At 39.3% G+C, this 15,405-nt stretch carries 13 protein-coding genes; 12 read left to right on the forward strand and 1 reads right to left on the reverse strand.

The genetic code is table 11. The features are described 5' to 3' along the window. Positions 1 to 86 precede the first annotated feature (86 nt). The 9 genes from J1N10_RS08815 (at position 87) to rsxA (ending at position 9,347) form a co-directional block, all read left to right on the forward strand. Positions 87 to 1,484, forward strand: coding sequence for a PQQ-dependent sugar dehydrogenase (locus tag J1N10_RS08815; RefSeq protein ID WP_262326331.1), 1,398 nt, complete (start codon positions 87 to 89; stop codon positions 1,482 to 1,484). Between the two features lie 7 nt (positions 1,485 to 1,491). Then, positions 1,492 to 3,525 (forward strand): TonB-dependent receptor, encoded by a 2,034-nt coding sequence (locus J1N10_RS08820; protein ID WP_262326332.1) that lies wholly within the window; start codon positions 1,492 to 1,494, stop codon positions 3,523 to 3,525. A gap of 231 nt (positions 3,526 to 3,756) precedes the next feature. Further along, entirely contained in the window at positions 3,757 to 4,182 is a 426-nt protein-coding gene (locus tag J1N10_RS08825; protein ID WP_262326333.1) for a SoxR reducing system RseC family protein, read from the forward strand. A 2-nt stretch (positions 4,183 to 4,184) separates the two neighbouring features. Next, complete coding sequence (locus tag J1N10_RS08830; RefSeq protein WP_262326334.1) at positions 4,185 to 5,045, forward strand: Fe-S cluster domain-containing protein; 861 nt, start codon at positions 4,185 to 4,187, stop codon at positions 5,043 to 5,045. Positions 5,046 to 5,131: 86 nt separating this feature from the next. Beyond that, a complete protein-coding gene (gene rsxC / locus J1N10_RS08835) occupies positions 5,132 to 6,463 on the forward strand; it encodes an electron transport complex subunit RsxC (protein WP_262326335.1) in 1,332 nt (443 codons plus the stop codon). Positions 6,464 to 6,530: 67 nt separating this feature from the next. Continuing rightward, positions 6,531 to 7,535, forward strand: a complete 1,005-nt coding sequence (locus J1N10_RS08840; RefSeq protein ID WP_262326336.1) for an RnfABCDGE type electron transport complex subunit D — start codon at positions 6,531 to 6,533, stop codon at positions 7,533 to 7,535. Positions 7,536 to 7,554: 19 nt separating this feature from the next. Next, entirely contained in the window at positions 7,555 to 8,187 is a 633-nt protein-coding gene (locus J1N10_RS08845; RefSeq protein ID WP_262326337.1) for an RnfABCDGE type electron transport complex subunit G, read from the forward strand. Beyond that, positions 8,184 to 8,771, forward strand: a complete 588-nt coding sequence (locus tag J1N10_RS08850) for an RnfABCDGE type electron transport complex subunit E (RefSeq protein ID WP_262326338.1) — start codon at positions 8,184 to 8,186, stop codon at positions 8,769 to 8,771. Before J1N10_RS08845 ends, J1N10_RS08850 begins: the two co-directional genes overlap by 4 nt. 3 nt (positions 8,772 to 8,774) lie before the next feature. Then, positions 8,775 to 9,347 (forward strand): electron transport complex subunit RsxA, encoded by a 573-nt coding sequence (rsxA, locus tag J1N10_RS08855; RefSeq protein WP_262326339.1) that lies wholly within the window; start codon positions 8,775 to 8,777, stop codon positions 9,345 to 9,347. 53 nt (positions 9,348 to 9,400) lie between these two features. Here the strand turns inward: rsxA and J1N10_RS08860 are convergent, their stop codons facing one another. Then, positions 9,401 to 12,028 carry a PocR ligand-binding domain-containing protein gene (locus J1N10_RS08860; protein WP_262326340.1) on the reverse strand — a complete coding sequence of 876 codons (2,628 nt, stop codon included), beginning with the start codon at positions 12,026 to 12,028 and terminating at the stop codon, positions 9,401 to 9,403. A gap of 198 nt (positions 12,029 to 12,226) precedes the next feature. On the opposite strand from J1N10_RS08860, the gene J1N10_RS08865 reads away from it, so the two are divergent. From J1N10_RS08865 to J1N10_RS08875, 3 genes are all read left to right on the forward strand, one after another. Beyond that, a complete protein-coding gene (locus J1N10_RS08865) occupies positions 12,227 to 12,601 on the forward strand; it encodes a BlaI/MecI/CopY family transcriptional regulator (protein WP_262326341.1) in 375 nt (124 codons plus the stop codon). Continuing rightward, a complete protein-coding gene (locus J1N10_RS08870) occupies positions 12,598 to 14,079 on the forward strand; it encodes a peptidoglycan DD-metalloendopeptidase family protein (RefSeq protein WP_262326342.1) in 1,482 nt (493 codons plus the stop codon). The genes J1N10_RS08865 and J1N10_RS08870 overlap by 4 nt, the downstream gene beginning before the upstream one ends. A gap of 199 nt (positions 14,080 to 14,278) precedes the next feature. Continuing rightward, positions 14,279 to 15,250, forward strand: coding sequence for a lytic transglycosylase domain-containing protein (locus J1N10_RS08875; protein ID WP_262326343.1), 972 nt, complete (start codon positions 14,279 to 14,281; stop codon positions 15,248 to 15,250). The last annotated feature ends 155 nt before the right edge of the window (positions 15,251 to 15,405 follow it).

A 15,405-nucleotide genomic window follows, 5' to 3' on the forward strand; every position in this document is an offset into this window, starting at 1 on the left:
ATGATGAAGGCGCTATTTGAAAACTGATTCCCAAAACAATACCTGAGTCTCATTGTTATAACACCGACTCACCCAATATCGCTATTATGAAAAGGTTATTATTTCTGGCAATTTTCAGCAGCGGCCTACTACTTATTAGTGGCTGTAACTCAAAGAAAACAGTTCAAACGTCCAAGGACGCAGAAAAGCTTTATAATGATTATTGCATTGGTTGTCACAATCAGAATAAATCGCCATTTACAAATCGGCAATGGTTATTTGGAAATAGCAAAGATGAGATTATCAACAGTATAAAATTGGGGCGTATATCCTTTGGAATGCCCTCTTTTGAGAAAGGATTAACGGATAATGAAATTGAACAGCTAGCCGAATATATTTTAGCCCTAGCACAGCAAAAACAAACCGAAAAAACTTCATCTAGCAAGAGAACAGGAATCCACGAAAGTGAAGTTCAAAACTTCAGGGTAGACACAATAGTGAGTGGTTTAGATGTTCCCTGGGGGTTAGAGTTTCTGCCTGATAGTTCCTTGCTGATTTCTGAACGAAGTGGTACATTATTGCTTTATACTAGTGATGAAGAGCTAATACTTGTCGCCAATTCACCTGAAGTATTTGAAAAAGGGCAAGGAGGATTGCTTGATTTGGAACTTCACCCTCAATATGAGCAAAATGGTTGGATTTATATCGCTTATTCATCGCCTAATAAAAGTGACAATACCATAGCCAATACAGCTATTATGAGAGCCCGATTACAAGGCCATCAACTGGTTGATAAGCAAGTTATTTTTAAAGCAGCACCAGAAACCGACCGACGCCACCATTTTGGTTGTAAGCTTGAATTTGACAAAGAAGGTTACCTGTACTTTTCGGTTGGCGACCGCGGGAACCGTGACCGCAACCCACAATCACTGGATAACGATTGTGGAAAAATACACCGGATATATGATGATGGCCGTATTCCTGAAGATAACCCTTTCGTGGATGTAAAAGATGCACGGGCAAGTATATTCTCTTATGGTCATCGTAATCCGCAAGGCGTATGTATGCATCCTGAAACGGGGTATATCTGGACCGATGAGCATGGTCCCAAAGGCGGCGACGAAATCAATATTATCAAACCTGGCAAAAACTATGGCTGGCCGCTTATCTCATTTGGCATTAATTACAACGGCACTACCTTCACTAACGATACAGCCAAAGCAGGCATGGAACAACCTTTGCATTATTGGACGCCCAGCATTGCTCCGTGCGGTATGACCTTTGTAAAAGGAGACCGTTACCCCAATTGGAAGAACAATATTCTGACCGGTTCGCTTCGTTTTGAATACCTGCAACGGGTTGTCGTAAGTGACGAAAAAGTTATACACGAAGAAAAATTACTGGAAGGCATAGGTCGAGTTCGAAATGTTGAGATGAGTCCGGATGGATATATTTATGTCGCCATTGAGAAACCTGGAAAGATCTTAAAGCTTATACCATTGTAAACAACTCATGCGCATATCAGCATTAACCAACTGTCTGTGTTTTTTACTTAGCTGTTTTTGGCAACCAACTACTGCCCAAATAGACACAACCAACCTTAAACAACGGCAACTTAATGAGGTGACGGTTAGTGCACCGGTCACAATTCTATCGGTAAAACAATGGCCGGGTAGTTTGGTTAGTATTGATTCATTGACTATTCAATCGGGTAATTCATACTTGTTATCACAACAGCTAAATAACTTGCCAGGTGTACTAATGCAACAAGGTACACTTAGCACCAGCCGTATAACCATTCGTGGCATTGGTTCGCGTACACCATACAACAGTAACCGCATTAAAGCTTATTGGGGCGACATCCCCTTGACCGATGGCGATGGTGTTAGCTCCATTGAAGACATAGGCTTTAATGACATCAATAATATTCAAATACTGAAAGGTCCGTCCTCTGCCCTATATGGTGCTGGACTTGGTGGTGTTGTACTGATAAATCCATGGTATCCAGCCTCCAAAACAAGCATAGCAGCAGGCTTTGAAGCTGGCAGTTACGGCACATACTCCAGTCAGTTGTCAGCCGTATTAAAACAGGAAAAAGGCACTACCTGGTTAACGGCCAATCAACTTATCTCTGATGGCTACCGGAATAACAGTGAATACAAGCGTTATAACATTACACTGAAAGGCAAATACAAGCTAGGCACCCATCTATTACATTATTTATACAACCACCGCCATTTAAATGCTCACATTCCAAGTTCACTTGACAGCGTTGACTTTTATAATCAACCGGAAAAAGCCGCTGACTCATGGGCCGCCATTGAAGGCTACGAAAAATCAAATCGTCAAATTATATCAATTGGATTAAGCTCTGGTTTGAATAACCTCCTTTCCAACTCTCTCCATCTTTTTGGCATCATCTCTACATTAGATGAACTCAGGCCCTTTAACCAACTTGATGAATCTAAACTGACAATTGGCATTCGAAATAAATTGAGCTATCGGAAACAATCCATTCGGTTAGCGCTAGGCTTTGAGGCCATAAATGAAATGAATACCGTCAAGTTATATGGTGTTAGACCCAACAATTTAGGGCAACTCCTTAACAAAAATGATATTGAACGAAGCTATATTAATATTTTTGGCTTGCTCGATATTGATATATCTGATAAACTCATTATGCAAGCGGGCTTAAACTACAACATCACTAGTTATAAGAATAAGGATAAAGTCAATGGAATAAAGTCAGACCATCAATATCCAGCAACGCTTTCTCCACGATTAGGCATAAATTATCAACTCACGAATTCTTCCAACCTTTTTGCGGCTGCCGGACATGGTTTTTCAACACCTTCAGTTGAAGAGGCTCAAATGCCCGATGGCAGCTTTAATGCCTCCATTAAACCCGAAGAAGGTTATCATGTAGATATTGGTTACCACTATCAATCAGTCAATAACAAAACAAATGCTGATTTTACTCTTTATTGGATAAAGTTGAATAACCTATTAGTTACTAAACGAGAAAGCGAAGAACTTTTCTATGGTATCAATGCCGGAGAAACAAGCCATAAGGGAGTCGAATTATCTGTTCAACACCAGTTGGATTTCAATAATCTCAGTCACATTAAGTTATCGGGAACTTTCTCTCATTCAATTAATAAGTTTGAACGGTTTACAGATGAAGGCATTGACTACAGTCACAAACACTTGCCAGGAATACCGGAGTATACAGCACATCTGTCAGCTACCTACATATTAAGAAAAACTCAACTGTATATTAATAACCAGTTCTTCGGCCAGCAATATTTAACCGACAGCAACAGTAAGCGATATGATGATTTCAGTGTGCTAAACTGTAAATTAAGTCATAATACCACGATTGGTAAAATAGCCACTACTTTTTATTTGGGCATAAATAACATCAACGACAAGCAATATGCCTCTATGTTATTAATTAATGCTCCTTCCTTTGGCAACAATCTTCCCAGATATTATTACCCGGCACTACCTCGAAACTGGTATGGTGGTATTATCATTAGGATATAGTGTGATATAACAGCCTGCTTAAAATCGCGATAATTTTCTTTAATATATTACGGATTTTTTTCTTTATAAATCTTTTACAACCAATAATTTACAGCCCATCATGAGCAATACTACTAAATCATAGCTAATTAACTGTAAGAATACACTCTTATTTTTATTAATTCTAAATACAAATACCCAATGTAGTTTACAACAATTCCATTACTTCGTTACATTTGTGACCCTACGTATATGGCAGACATAGATTACATAGAACACGAAGGCTTTGTAGCAGAGGTGAATCCACAGCATATTAAAGTGAGAATTGTTAATGAATCGGCATGTGCTTCATGCCATGCAAAAGGTTCATGTACTGCTGCTGATTTACAGGATAAACTGGTTGATGTCTATCAAAATGAAAGCAGTTTTGAGATAGGTCAAAAAGTAATGTTACTAGGCAAGAAGTCACTGGCACCCAAGGCTGTATTATTAGCCTACATTTATCCAATTATCCTGATGCTGGCTGCATTAATTGTTTCTTTCTACCTTACTAATAATGAATTATTAGCAGGCGGTTTAGCACTAGCTATTCTTGTTCCTTATTACACTATCATATACGCAAATAAAAATAAGCTTAAAAGAACTTTTTCATTTACTATAAAACATCAAATCAACTAAATATGAATGTTGTTCTGATAACTATAATTTCGTTAGGTGTGTTAGGGGCTTTAGCCGCTATCATACTTTATTTTGTAGCACAGAAATTCAAAGTTTTTGAAGATCCTCGAATTGATCAGGTCGAAGAAGCACTGCCTGCAGCTAATTGCGGTGGATGTGGATTTCCGGGATGTCGAGCTTTTGCTGAGGCCATGGTTAAATCTGATGATATTTCAGGTTTAAACTGCCCCGTTGGAGGTGCTGAAACAATGAGTGCAGCAGCAGCTATTCTAGGTAAAGAAGTAGCCGCAGCAGCTCCAATGGTCGCCGTTGTCCGTTGTAACGGAACGTGCGAAAATCGTCCTCGAATAACCGAATATGACGGTGCCACTTCATGTTCAATCGCCTCATCGTTGTATGGCGGCGACACTGGTTGTTCGAATGGTTGCCTCGGATTAGGCGAATGTGTTGACGCTTGTGCCTTCGACGCCATGTACATGGATGAAAAAACAGGTCTTCCGATAATTAAAGAAGATAACTGTGTATCGTGCGGTGCTTGTGTGGATGCGTGTCCTAAAAACATTATCGAGCTGCGCAAGAAAGGACCTAAAAACCGTCGTATTTTTGTATCGTGTATTAATACCGACAAAGGAGCAGCTGCTAAAAAAGCTTGCTCGGCTGCATGTATTGGCTGTAAAAAGTGTCAGAAAATCTGTCCTTTCGATGCCATCACAGTTGAAAACAATTTGGCCTACATCGACTACGACAAATGTAAGTTGTGTCGTAAGTGTGTAGCCGAATGTCCAACCAATGCGATTCATATGGTCAACTTCCCTCCTCCAAAACCAAAGGTGGAAAAACCAGTTGAAGAGAAAGCAGAGTAAAAAAAAGCTATCAGCTGTTAGCCACCAGCTATCAGCCCTGAGTGAATTAAAATAAGTAAAAACATTATAAAATAGGAGGACCAATCGTGTTAAAAACATTCTCACTAGGAGGGGTTCACCCGGCAGAAAACAAATTCTCAGCCGGCCAAAAGATTGAGGTCTTGCCCGTTCCCGAGCAAGTTTCGGTTCCTATTGCCCAACATATTGGAGCACCTTCAGAGCCTGTTGTTGCAAAAGGCGACGAAGTAAAAGTGGGTCAATTAATTGCCAAATCAACCGGTTTTGTATCGGCCAATATCCATTCACCTGTTTCAGGTAAAGTCTTTAAAATAGACGATGTATTGGATGCCAGCGGCTACAAACGCAAAGCCATCATCATTAAAGTTGAAGGCGACGAATGGGACGAAAGCATCGACCGTTCAGAAGATTTAGTTAAAGACATTACAGCCTCACCAGAAGATATTATTAAGAAAGTAGGCGAAGCTGGTATTGTAGGACTTGGTGGTGCTACGTTCCCGGCACATGTTAAGCTTTCTGTTCCTCCCGGAAAAACCTGTGATGTTCTGATATTGAACGGTGTTGAGTGTGAACCTTATTTGACTGCCGACCATCAGTTAATGATGGAAAAAGGCGATGAAATAATGGTTGGCACACAGATATTAATGAAAGCCCTTAAAGTTGACAAGGCCATCATTGGTATTGAAAACAACAAGCCGGATGCCATTAAGCACATGAGCGAATTGGCAAAAAAATATCCTGGTATCACCATTCAATCCTTAAAAGTACAATATCCGCAAGGAGGTGAAAAACAGCTTATCGACGCCTGTATTGGCCGTCAGATTCCATCGGGAAAATTACCAATTGAGGTAGGAGCTGTTGTTCAAAATGTTGGTACCACATTGGCTGTTTATGAAGCTGTTCAAAAGAACAAACCTCTTTTTGAGCGCGTGGTAACAGTAACCGGTAAATCCGTTACAAAACCATCTAACTTCTTAACGCGCGTTGGTACGCCACTTAACCAGCTGATTGATGCCGCCGGTGGCCTACCTGAAGATACCGGTAAAGTTATTGGCGGTGGCCCCATGATGGGTAAAGCTTTATCTTCTATTGAAGTGCCAATTACAAAAGGAAGCTCTGGTGTATTGATTATGCCAAATGAGATTGCGAAACGACCTAAATTGGAAGCCTGCATTCGCTGCTCAAAGTGTGTATCTGTTTGTCCAATGGGCTTGTCTCCATATTTATTAAGCACTGTATCCGACAAAGCCATCTGGGACAGAGCCGAAGAGGAAAAAATCATGGACTGTATCGAATGTGGTTCATGCAGCTATACGTGCCCTGCAGGGCGTCCATTGCTTGACTACATCCGTTTGGGGAAAGGCAAGGTTGGACAAATCATGCGAAGCAGAACGAAATAGCCAGTAGCTGACGGCCATTAGCTATCAGCTTTTTGTAACAAGAAGTAAAAAAAGAAAATTATTAAATATGAATAGGTTAACCGTATCACCATCCCCGCATGTGCACAGTGGCGACTCTGTGAAAAAGAACATGTATGGGGTGATTATAGCCCTTGTTCCGGCACTGGCAGCCTCTTTGTACTATTTTGGTCTGGGTGCTGCAATAGTTACAATCACAGCTGTATTGTCGTGCGTATTTTTTGAGTGGGCCATCCAAAAGTTCCTGTTAAAAAATGAATCAACCATTATGGATGGTTCAGCCGCTTTAACCGGACTGCTATTAGCTTTTAACATGCCAACCAATCTGCCTCTCTGGATAATTATTATTGGTAGCTTGGTGGCCATCGGTATCGGAAAAATGTCATTCGGAGGATTGGGTAACAACCCGTTTAACCCGGCATTGGTAGGACGTGTATTCTTGCTTATCTCCTTCCCGGTTCAGATGACTTTATGGCCAAAACCAATCGAATCACAGGCAAGTTATCTGGATGCCAGCACCGGCGCCACTCCCCTTTCTATTATGAAAGAAGGTTTAGCCAATGGTGAATCAGTAAGTGCACTGATGGCTAAAATACCTTCATACACTGAATTGTTTTTTGGTAACTCGGGAGGTTCTGGTGGCGAGGTTGCCGCGATTGCTTTATTAGTGGGTTTATTGTTTATGTTGATTCGCAAAATCATCACCTGGCACATTCCTGTTGCAGTCATCGGCTCAGTTGCAGTCTTTACAGGTATTTTGCATTTAGTGAACCCCGAAGCATATGCCGGTCCATTATTCCACTTGTTAACAGGTGGTGTGATGTTAGGCGCTATTTTTATGGCAACGGACTATGTAAGTTCTCCTATGGCGAATAAAGGAATGATAATTTATGGTATTGGCATTGGTGTCATCACGGTAGTAATTCGCGTATTCGGTGCTTATCCGGAAGGCGTATCGTTTGCTATCTTAATCATGAATGGCTTTGTTCCTCTAATTGACAAATATGTGAAACCTAAACGCTTTGGCGAAGTTGTAAAACCAGCTAAAGCTTAATGCAGGAAAAATAAAAATCATGGCAAAAACAGAATCGACGCTTAAAAATATGGTTTTAACCCTGCTGGTAATCACATGTGTGGCAGGAGCTTCATTGGGCGGCATGTACGAGCTCACAAAAGAACCTATTGCGGCTGCTAAAGCTGCCAAGCAGCAAGCAGCAATTAAAGAAGTTGTGCCTGGATTTAATAATAATCCGGGTGATGAAATGTATGAATTAAAGTCTAAAGAAGGATTTGACCTAAAGTTGTTTCCGGCGAAGAAAGATGGCAACCTGATTGGTGTAGCCATTGAAAGTATGACCAATACAGGCTTTGGTGGAAATATTAAAATCATGGTTGGTTTGAAACCTGATGGCTCCATCATTAATTACCAGGTTTTGGAACATAAGGAGACACCAGGGTTAGGTACTAAAATGGACGTTTGGTTTAAAACCGACAAAGGCAACCAGAGCATATTAGGTAAAAACCCTAAAAACAACAACCTGACCGTTAGTAAAGATGGTGGTGAAGTAGATGCTATAACAGCCGCTACAATTAGTTCACGTGCCTTTTTACATGCCATACAGGTTGCTTATGAAACTTATACAACAAACCAAGGCGACCAGCCGGTTGCTTCAAATACCTCATCTGAGGAAGGAGGTGCAGAATGAATCAGTGGAATAATTTTTCAAAAGGATTTTTTAAGGAGAATGCCGTTTTCACGCTTCTTCTGGGAATGTGTCCTACTTTAGGTGTTACGTCGTCGGCTATTGATGGCTTGGGCATGGGCTTAGCTACTACTTTTGTATTGGTGATGTCAAACCTTGTTGTGGCGTTAATTAAAAATCTAATTCCGGATAAAGTGCGTATTCCGGCCTTTATCGTAGTAATCGCCACTTTTGTAACCATAGTGGAAATGACCATGCAAGCCTACGTACCAGCTTTATTTGATTCGCTAGGATTATTTATTCCGCTTATCGTTGTAAACTGCTTGGTATTAGGACGTGCAGAAGCGTTCGCTTCTAAAAACAATATTGGCTCATCCATTATTGACGGATTAGGAATGGGACTTGGTTTTGCCATGGCGCTAACCATTTTAGGTTCTATCCGTGAGTTATTAGGAAGCGGTAAACTATTTGGTTCTGTTATCTTCCCTGAAGATTATGGTATGTTAGTATTCGTTTTGGCACCAGGTGCATTTATCGCCTTAGGATACTTAATTGCATTTATTAACCAGGTTAAAAAGGAGGCTTAAGCTATGGAATATGTATTAATTGTAATATCGGCCATCTTTGTTAACAACATTGTATTAAGCCAGTTCTTAGGTATTTGTCCGTTTTTAGGTGTTTCTAAAAAGATTTCGACAGGTATTGGGATGACTGGTGCCGTTACTTTCGTTATGGTCATTGCTACCATCGTAACGTTCTTTCTTCAAAAAACAGTTCTGGAACCATTTGGAGTAGGTTATCTTCAGACCATCTCATTTATTCTGGTTATTGCATCATTAGTGCAGCTGGTAGAGATTATTTTAAAGAAAGTTAGCCCGCCATTATATCAGGCATTAGGTGTATTCTTACCATTGATTACCACCAACTGTGCAATTTTAGGTGTGGCCATTATGACGATTCAGAAAGATTTTAACATTGTTGAGTCGGTTGTATTTGCCATTGCTAATGCCATTGGTTTTGGATTAGCATTAATCACTTTTGCTGGTATTCGTGAGCAACTGGATTTAATGGATATTCCGAAAGGCATGAAAGGCACTCCAATTGCCTTAGTTGTTGCAGGTCTTTTAGCTTTGGCTTTTATGGGATTTGCAGGTATTGTGTAAAGAAAATTTACAAACCATATAGAAAGAGAAGTTCATAACGTGCTTCTCTTTTTTTATTTGAGTTCTTTGGGAATCACAAAACTAAAACGTGTTCCAACATCGCGCTGTGACTCCACATTAATATGCCCGCCAAGCAGCTCAACATACGCTTTGGTAATGGCTAAGCCCAATCCGGTCCCTCCTTTTTTAACGTCCGAATCTTTGGCCTGCCAAAATCGATCGAAGATAAACTCCACGTCATTAGTATCAATGCCAATACCCGAATCCTGAACAAAGAGCTCAATCTCGGAACTCTTCAATACTTCATAGCCAAAAACAACGTGTCCATTGGCTGTAAATTTTATCGCATTTGAAATTAGGTTAGTCAAAACCTGCCGTAATTTCACTTCATCTGAATATATTTCAAATTCACTTAATTCGTTTGACTCAAATTTTAATTCAATACCTTTATCTGCGGCCAGATCATCGAAGAAAGCCTGCAGATCAGCGCCTAAGCTAACCAAATCGAGATACCCTGCATGCACATCTATTTGACCGGATTCAATCTTGGAAATATCGATAATGTCGTTGATAATATTTAATAACTGACTGGAGCTTTGATGAATCAATCGCACGTATTCCCGACGATCATCAGGTGTTAACCCATCGTATTGCAGGAGTTCTGAAAACCCAACAATACCATTCATTGGCGTTCGAATCTCGTGAGATAGGTTGGCCAAAAAAGCTGATTTAAGTCGGTCACTTTCTTCTGCTTCTTGCTTCGATTGTCGCAACTCCTTTTCCATGTCTAGATGCTCGCTAACCGCTTTGGCCAACTTCAGGTTTTTATAACCTAAAGCCGACAACTCAATCGTAAGCACATTCAATAGATTTAGTATTTTTTTAAAATTATCGGGTGCTACCTGCACCATCTCTTTAAAATCATCAATAATACCTTCATCATCCAGGTTTAAACTGCGCGTATATTCAAGCAAATGTTTTACATCCAAATCGTTTGGTCGCACTTGTCCAATTAACCAATTCCCAATATGTTTGCCATCCACAATTATTGGCGATGCAGCATCTATAAAACCACACGATTGGCATGGGCTAGAAACGGGTCGTAACACTTTTTTGGCTCGCTCACCTAGCTCCCTTCCACTTTTCATACACATCTGTTGCCCTGTTTCTGTTGAACGTACTTTTTCACAAATACGATTTGAAAAGGACATCTGGGTAATCGGCTCTCCATTGATATCGGTTATCAGAGATGAGATTCCTGTAGCGAAAGAGAAAGCATCCTGCATTTTTTGCAATTGCTCCACATCAAAAACATCGAGCAAAGTTATTTCATTGGCATCTACCAGTGGATGTACAATATTGTCAATCTCTTTTCGCAACAAACGTTGATTATCAATCAAATTACTAACTGTGCGTTTGTGCTCACTGACATCTCTGAAAATAACGATTACCAACACATTATCACCTTGCTGAAAACTATTTAAGCCCAACTCGGCCTCAAACTCGGTTGTATCAAATCGCTTAATGCGCCACTCTACATTCTGAGGACTTCCTCTTTCGGCTTCTGTTAGGTAAACATTCGCATATGCTGGTGACTTTTCGTTTGCCTGACTAGTGGCCGACAACTCAACAAGACTTTTGCCAAGCAGTTGTTTTAATGAGCAATGCAACTCATCCAAAGCTTTGTTATTGGCATCAATACACACATTATTTTTAAAAATCAGAATTCCTTCATTAGCTGCTTCAAATAGGGTCTGATACATATTTTTATTGTCTACAATCTGCCGTTCGTTACGAACACGAACCAATAAATTAGCAAAAGTACGTGCTAATAACTTCAAATTAGACACCTCACTTTCAGACCATTGCTTCTGCATGTGCACATAATCCAATCCAATAAAACCAATTGGTTTTTCTCCTTCACTAAAGGGAATCAGTAAAATCGATTGAATACCTTCTTTGGCAAACTCTTCTCGCTCTTCAATAGCTTCTTCGGGCAAAGCATTGATTTCATCAACACAAACCAATTCCATTTTCAGCAGCTTTTTTTTCAGATAAGGAAATGAGTTAATAGGAATATTCTGTAAATCTTCAATGTATGGCTCAATGCCCGGCGCACACCATTCATTAATATTGCTTTTAAACTTTAAGTCTTCGCTGTATTCGAACACATAACTTCTGTCGCACAAAAAATAATTGCCGACCATTTTTAACGACTGGTCGATAATTGCCGGTATTTCTTCAACATTAACATTAGTATTATAGGCCAGAAGTTGATCAAGCATTTCCCGATATACTACCATATTATCGAGCTTTAGCAAACTCTCTTTCGCTAAAGTGTTATTGCGAAAAACAACCACTACATAATCATTCCCACTGCTTTGAATCAATTCAATATAGGCAGATAACCACCGTACCTTACCTAAACGCACCGGCCAATCAATCAATATTGAATCATTATACTTGAGGTCATTAAAAACAGCTGTAGCAGCTTTCATATTAAATAAATCGGCACGAGTGCAAAAATGACGTAAAGTATACCCCGCATCCTCTGACAAACTAAAAAACTCTATCGCTTTATCGTTTATCAGAACCGCATCATAGCCTTGATTTTCAAACACAACAGTAGGTTCAATTGCAGCTTTGACAATTAATTCGATATCGTACTGATGATTGGTCATTGATTGATTATTAAGAGGCATTAATGTATTAAATATATTAACGATTAACAAATAGAAGCACCAACATAGGATATCAACACATAAAGGCTTATTTATAATGCTATTATGTTTTATGACTATAAATATAGTAATAAAACTAGTAAAATAATTTGGTGACTACTTTTATAGTTATATATTTGCAGCAAACATTTTGGGAAAATGATAGAATTAACGAAAGCAGAAGAACAGGTAATGCAGTACCTGTGGCATATTGAAAAAGGGTTTTTAAAAGATATTGTTGAACAATATCCGGAGCCGCGCCCAGCTTACACAACCGTATCAACTGTTGTACGGGTATTGGTTAAGAAAAAAGCCATTGGTTTTAACACATACGGAAAAGTAAATGAGTACTATCCACTTATTAAGAAAACGGATTACTCAAAGAAGTATATGAAAAACCTGGTTCAAAACTTTTTTAATAATTCGCAGCAGCAATTTGCCTCTTTCTTTACTAAAGAAAGCGACCTATCTGTTTCTGAACTGGAAGAGCTAAAAGCTCTGATTGATCAACAAATAACTGAAAAGAAAAAATGATGGAAACACTTGTTTTATACCTGCTAAAAAGCACTGTAGCTTCAGGCATTTTCTATCTGCTGTTCTTGTGGCTATTTCGCAAAGAATCGTTCTTTACGTTTAACCGTTTCTATTTGTTAATTAGCCTTCTGTTTAGTTATCTCTTCCCACTAATAAAGATAAATATCAACACCAATGGCAGTGAGCAAGCCACCATTTTTACAACTGTACAATCAACCGTCAATCAGTTTATTTTTACCGAAGAGTCAGCAATTATTCCACTGATTGAAAGCACTAAAAACTCTTTGATGGATTACTGGTGGTTGTTACCTGCAGCTGTTTCATTGATTGTTCTGTTCAGATTTATAAAGCATATTACACAACTTTGGAAAACCATTGATGCCAATGAAAAAATAACACATCAAAATTTTACGCTGGTGCTTTTTAACCAGCACTATACCTTTTCTTTCTTTCGTTATATCTTCATTTCCCAAGCTGTTTGGCGTTCGCCCAATGGCAACAGTATTGTTAACCACGAATTAAGTCACCTGAAGCACAAACATTCGCTCGATCGGCTTTTGATGGAACTAATGCTTATTGTCTTTTGGATGAACCCGTTTATTTATTTGTATCGAAAGGCATTAGAAGAGGTTCATGAATTTCAGGCAGATAATGATGCAACAAAAAACATCTCGGTAAAAGATTATTTTAACTTAGTAATTCAACAATCTGCCTCCCAACACTTTTCGCCTCTGATGAGTCCTTTCTCATATCAACTCATCAAAAAACGAATAAAAATGGCAAATTATAAATCAAATCCGATTAAACGCTTATTAGTAACTCTACCATTTGTAGTGGCCTTATTAATTGTATTTGCTTCAGCTACAATAAGCCAAACAACTACAACATTTTCTGAAGAAGAAATACATAATTGGCCAAATGACGACAGGGTCTACAATCCTGTAACAGTTGACGCCTTTAAAACTCCTGATGCCAAAGCATCAACAACAATAAAGGAACTTGAAAATGCTTATCCCCGTCAAATAATTATCGCACCTTCAAAAGGTATCAATATTTCTAAAGATGAGGAGATATCGTTTTCTTCTCCGATTAAAAAAGATCAACTGACCAAAATATCATCTGGCTTTGGCATGCGTAAACATCCGATTACAAAAAAGATGAAGCAGCACAACGGCGTTGATTATGTCGCCCCATTTAATACAAACATTTTGGCCATTGGCGATGGTACCGTTCGGACTGTCAAGCTCGATTTTGTGGAAGGCAAAGGCTATGGACGCTATGTTATTATCGACCATGAAGACGGCTACTCGTCGCTTTACTCACAATTAAATGCCTACAAAGTAAAAGAAGGCCAGAAAGTGAAAGAAGGAGACATAATTGGTTTACTAGGCAGCAGCGGTATCTCAACTGGTCCACATCTCCATCTTGAAATAAAAAAAGACGGTCAATTTATTGACCCTGAATCAGTAATCAACTAAAACACAAGAAGAGAGTCGTTGAGGCTCTCTTTTTTTTGCTTTTTAAGCAAACATTTTTAGGTCGCCGGCGTACTACTTATAACCTACCACCATTAAGAAAAATTCATAGTGTTAATAACTAATGCGGCACGCTTTTTGGTTTGTTTAACCGAAAAATTATTTTTGGTGTCCATTGACAATTTTGAGAACGAGAGAGGTTATGAAAGCGAATTTTTTCACAAAAGTATTATCTGTTTCCACAGCAATTATTGCTATAGTTTTAGTATCTCAACTGTTTATTCACTCATCAGAGCCGACAGTAAAAGTTGAGACCGAAGCCAACATAAACAGCTATGCCATTTCATCGCTTGACATACCTGCCGCCGTCAATTTTGCCGGGGAAGAAGTACCTATCCAACGCTACGATGTAAAAGAAAGTTTCGACCGTGAATTACTTGTTAACACTTACTGGCAATCGCAAACCATCTTATTTATCAAGCGTGCCAATCGGTATTTCCCAATTATTGAACCTATTTTAAAAGAACAGGGCGTTCCTGATGACTTTAAATACCTTTCACTAATAGAAAGCAGCTTTATGCCGCGCGCCAAATCACCGGCCGGAGCTGTTGGTCTCTGGCAATTTATGCGTGCCACAGCACGTGAATATGGACTGGAAGTTACCAAAGAAGTTGACGAACGCTATCATATTGAAAAGTCGACACAAGCAGCCTGCAAGTACTTAAAGAAAATGCATGACCACTATGGCAGCTGGACACTGGCTGCTGCCGCCTATAATGCTGGTCGTTCAGGCATTAATCGCCAGTTAGAGCGCCAAAAAACAAAAAGTTACTACGACTTACTTTTAGGCGAGGAAACAGGCCGTTACGTCTATCGCATATTAGCCATCAAAGAAATCCTTAACAATGCTGAGCAATACGGTTTCCATGTCAAGCATGAGGATTTATATTCAGAAATTCAAATAACTAATTTTGAAATAAAAACAGGTGTTAAAAACTTTGCTGATTTTGCCATTGAACACGGCACTACCTACAAAGAACTAAAGGATTTAAACCCCTGGTTGCGTGAAGCTTATCTGACCAATTCGAGCAAAAAAACATATAGCATTGCTTTGCCTCTAAGCTCAAAGCAGTTTATGGAGCAAAAAGCTATTGCAAAAAAAGACAGCATATAAAAATTTTATATCACCAATTGAAAAGCAATCTAAATCCAGGTTGCTTTTTTTTTGCAAGTCTCTAATCCGCTAAGCGCTTTAAAGGCGCATTTTGATTAGTAAACAGTATTATTCCGCAAGTATTACTCCGAATAAACCCTTTCGCCCCATCAGAA

This window comes from Carboxylicivirga litoralis, assembly GCF_025499605.1.
Lineage (GTDB): Bacteria > Bacteroidota > Bacteroidia > Bacteroidales > Marinilabiliaceae > Carboxylicivirga > Carboxylicivirga litoralis.

Bases quoted from the DNA above. Each gene is read 5' to 3' on its own strand.
- J1N10_RS08815 (WP_262326331.1), top strand. From the start codon at position 87: ATGAAAAGGTTATTATTTCTGGCAATTTTCAGCAGCGGCCTACTACTT.
- J1N10_RS08820 (WP_262326332.1), top strand. From the start codon at position 1,492: ATGCGCATATCAGCATTAACCAACTGTCTGTGTTTTTTACTTAGCTGT.
- J1N10_RS08825 (WP_262326333.1), top strand. From the start codon at position 3,757: ATGGCAGACATAGATTACATAGAACACGAAGGCTTTGTAGCAGAGGTG.
- J1N10_RS08830 (WP_262326334.1), top strand. From the start codon at position 4,185: ATGAATGTTGTTCTGATAACTATAATTTCGTTAGGTGTGTTAGGGGCT.
- J1N10_RS08840 (WP_262326336.1), top strand. From the start codon at position 6,531: ATGAATAGGTTAACCGTATCACCATCCCCGCATGTGCACAGTGGCGAC.
- J1N10_RS08845 (WP_262326337.1), top strand. From the start codon at position 7,555: ATGGCAAAAACAGAATCGACGCTTAAAAATATGGTTTTAACCCTGCTG.
- J1N10_RS08850 (WP_262326338.1), top strand. From the start codon at position 8,184: ATGAATCAGTGGAATAATTTTTCAAAAGGATTTTTTAAGGAGAATGCC.
- rsxA (WP_262326339.1), top strand. From the start codon at position 8,775: ATGGAATATGTATTAATTGTAATATCGGCCATCTTTGTTAACAACATT.
- J1N10_RS08860 (WP_262326340.1), bottom strand. From the start codon at position 12,028: ATGACCAATCATCAGTACGATATCGAATTAATTGTCAAAGCTGCAATT.
- J1N10_RS08865 (WP_262326341.1), top strand. From the start codon at position 12,227: ATGATAGAATTAACGAAAGCAGAAGAACAGGTAATGCAGTACCTGTGG.
- J1N10_RS08870 (WP_262326342.1), top strand. From the start codon at position 12,598: ATGATGGAAACACTTGTTTTATACCTGCTAAAAAGCACTGTAGCTTCA.
- J1N10_RS08875 (WP_262326343.1), top strand. From the start codon at position 14,279: ATGAAAGCGAATTTTTTCACAAAAGTATTATCTGTTTCCACAGCAATT.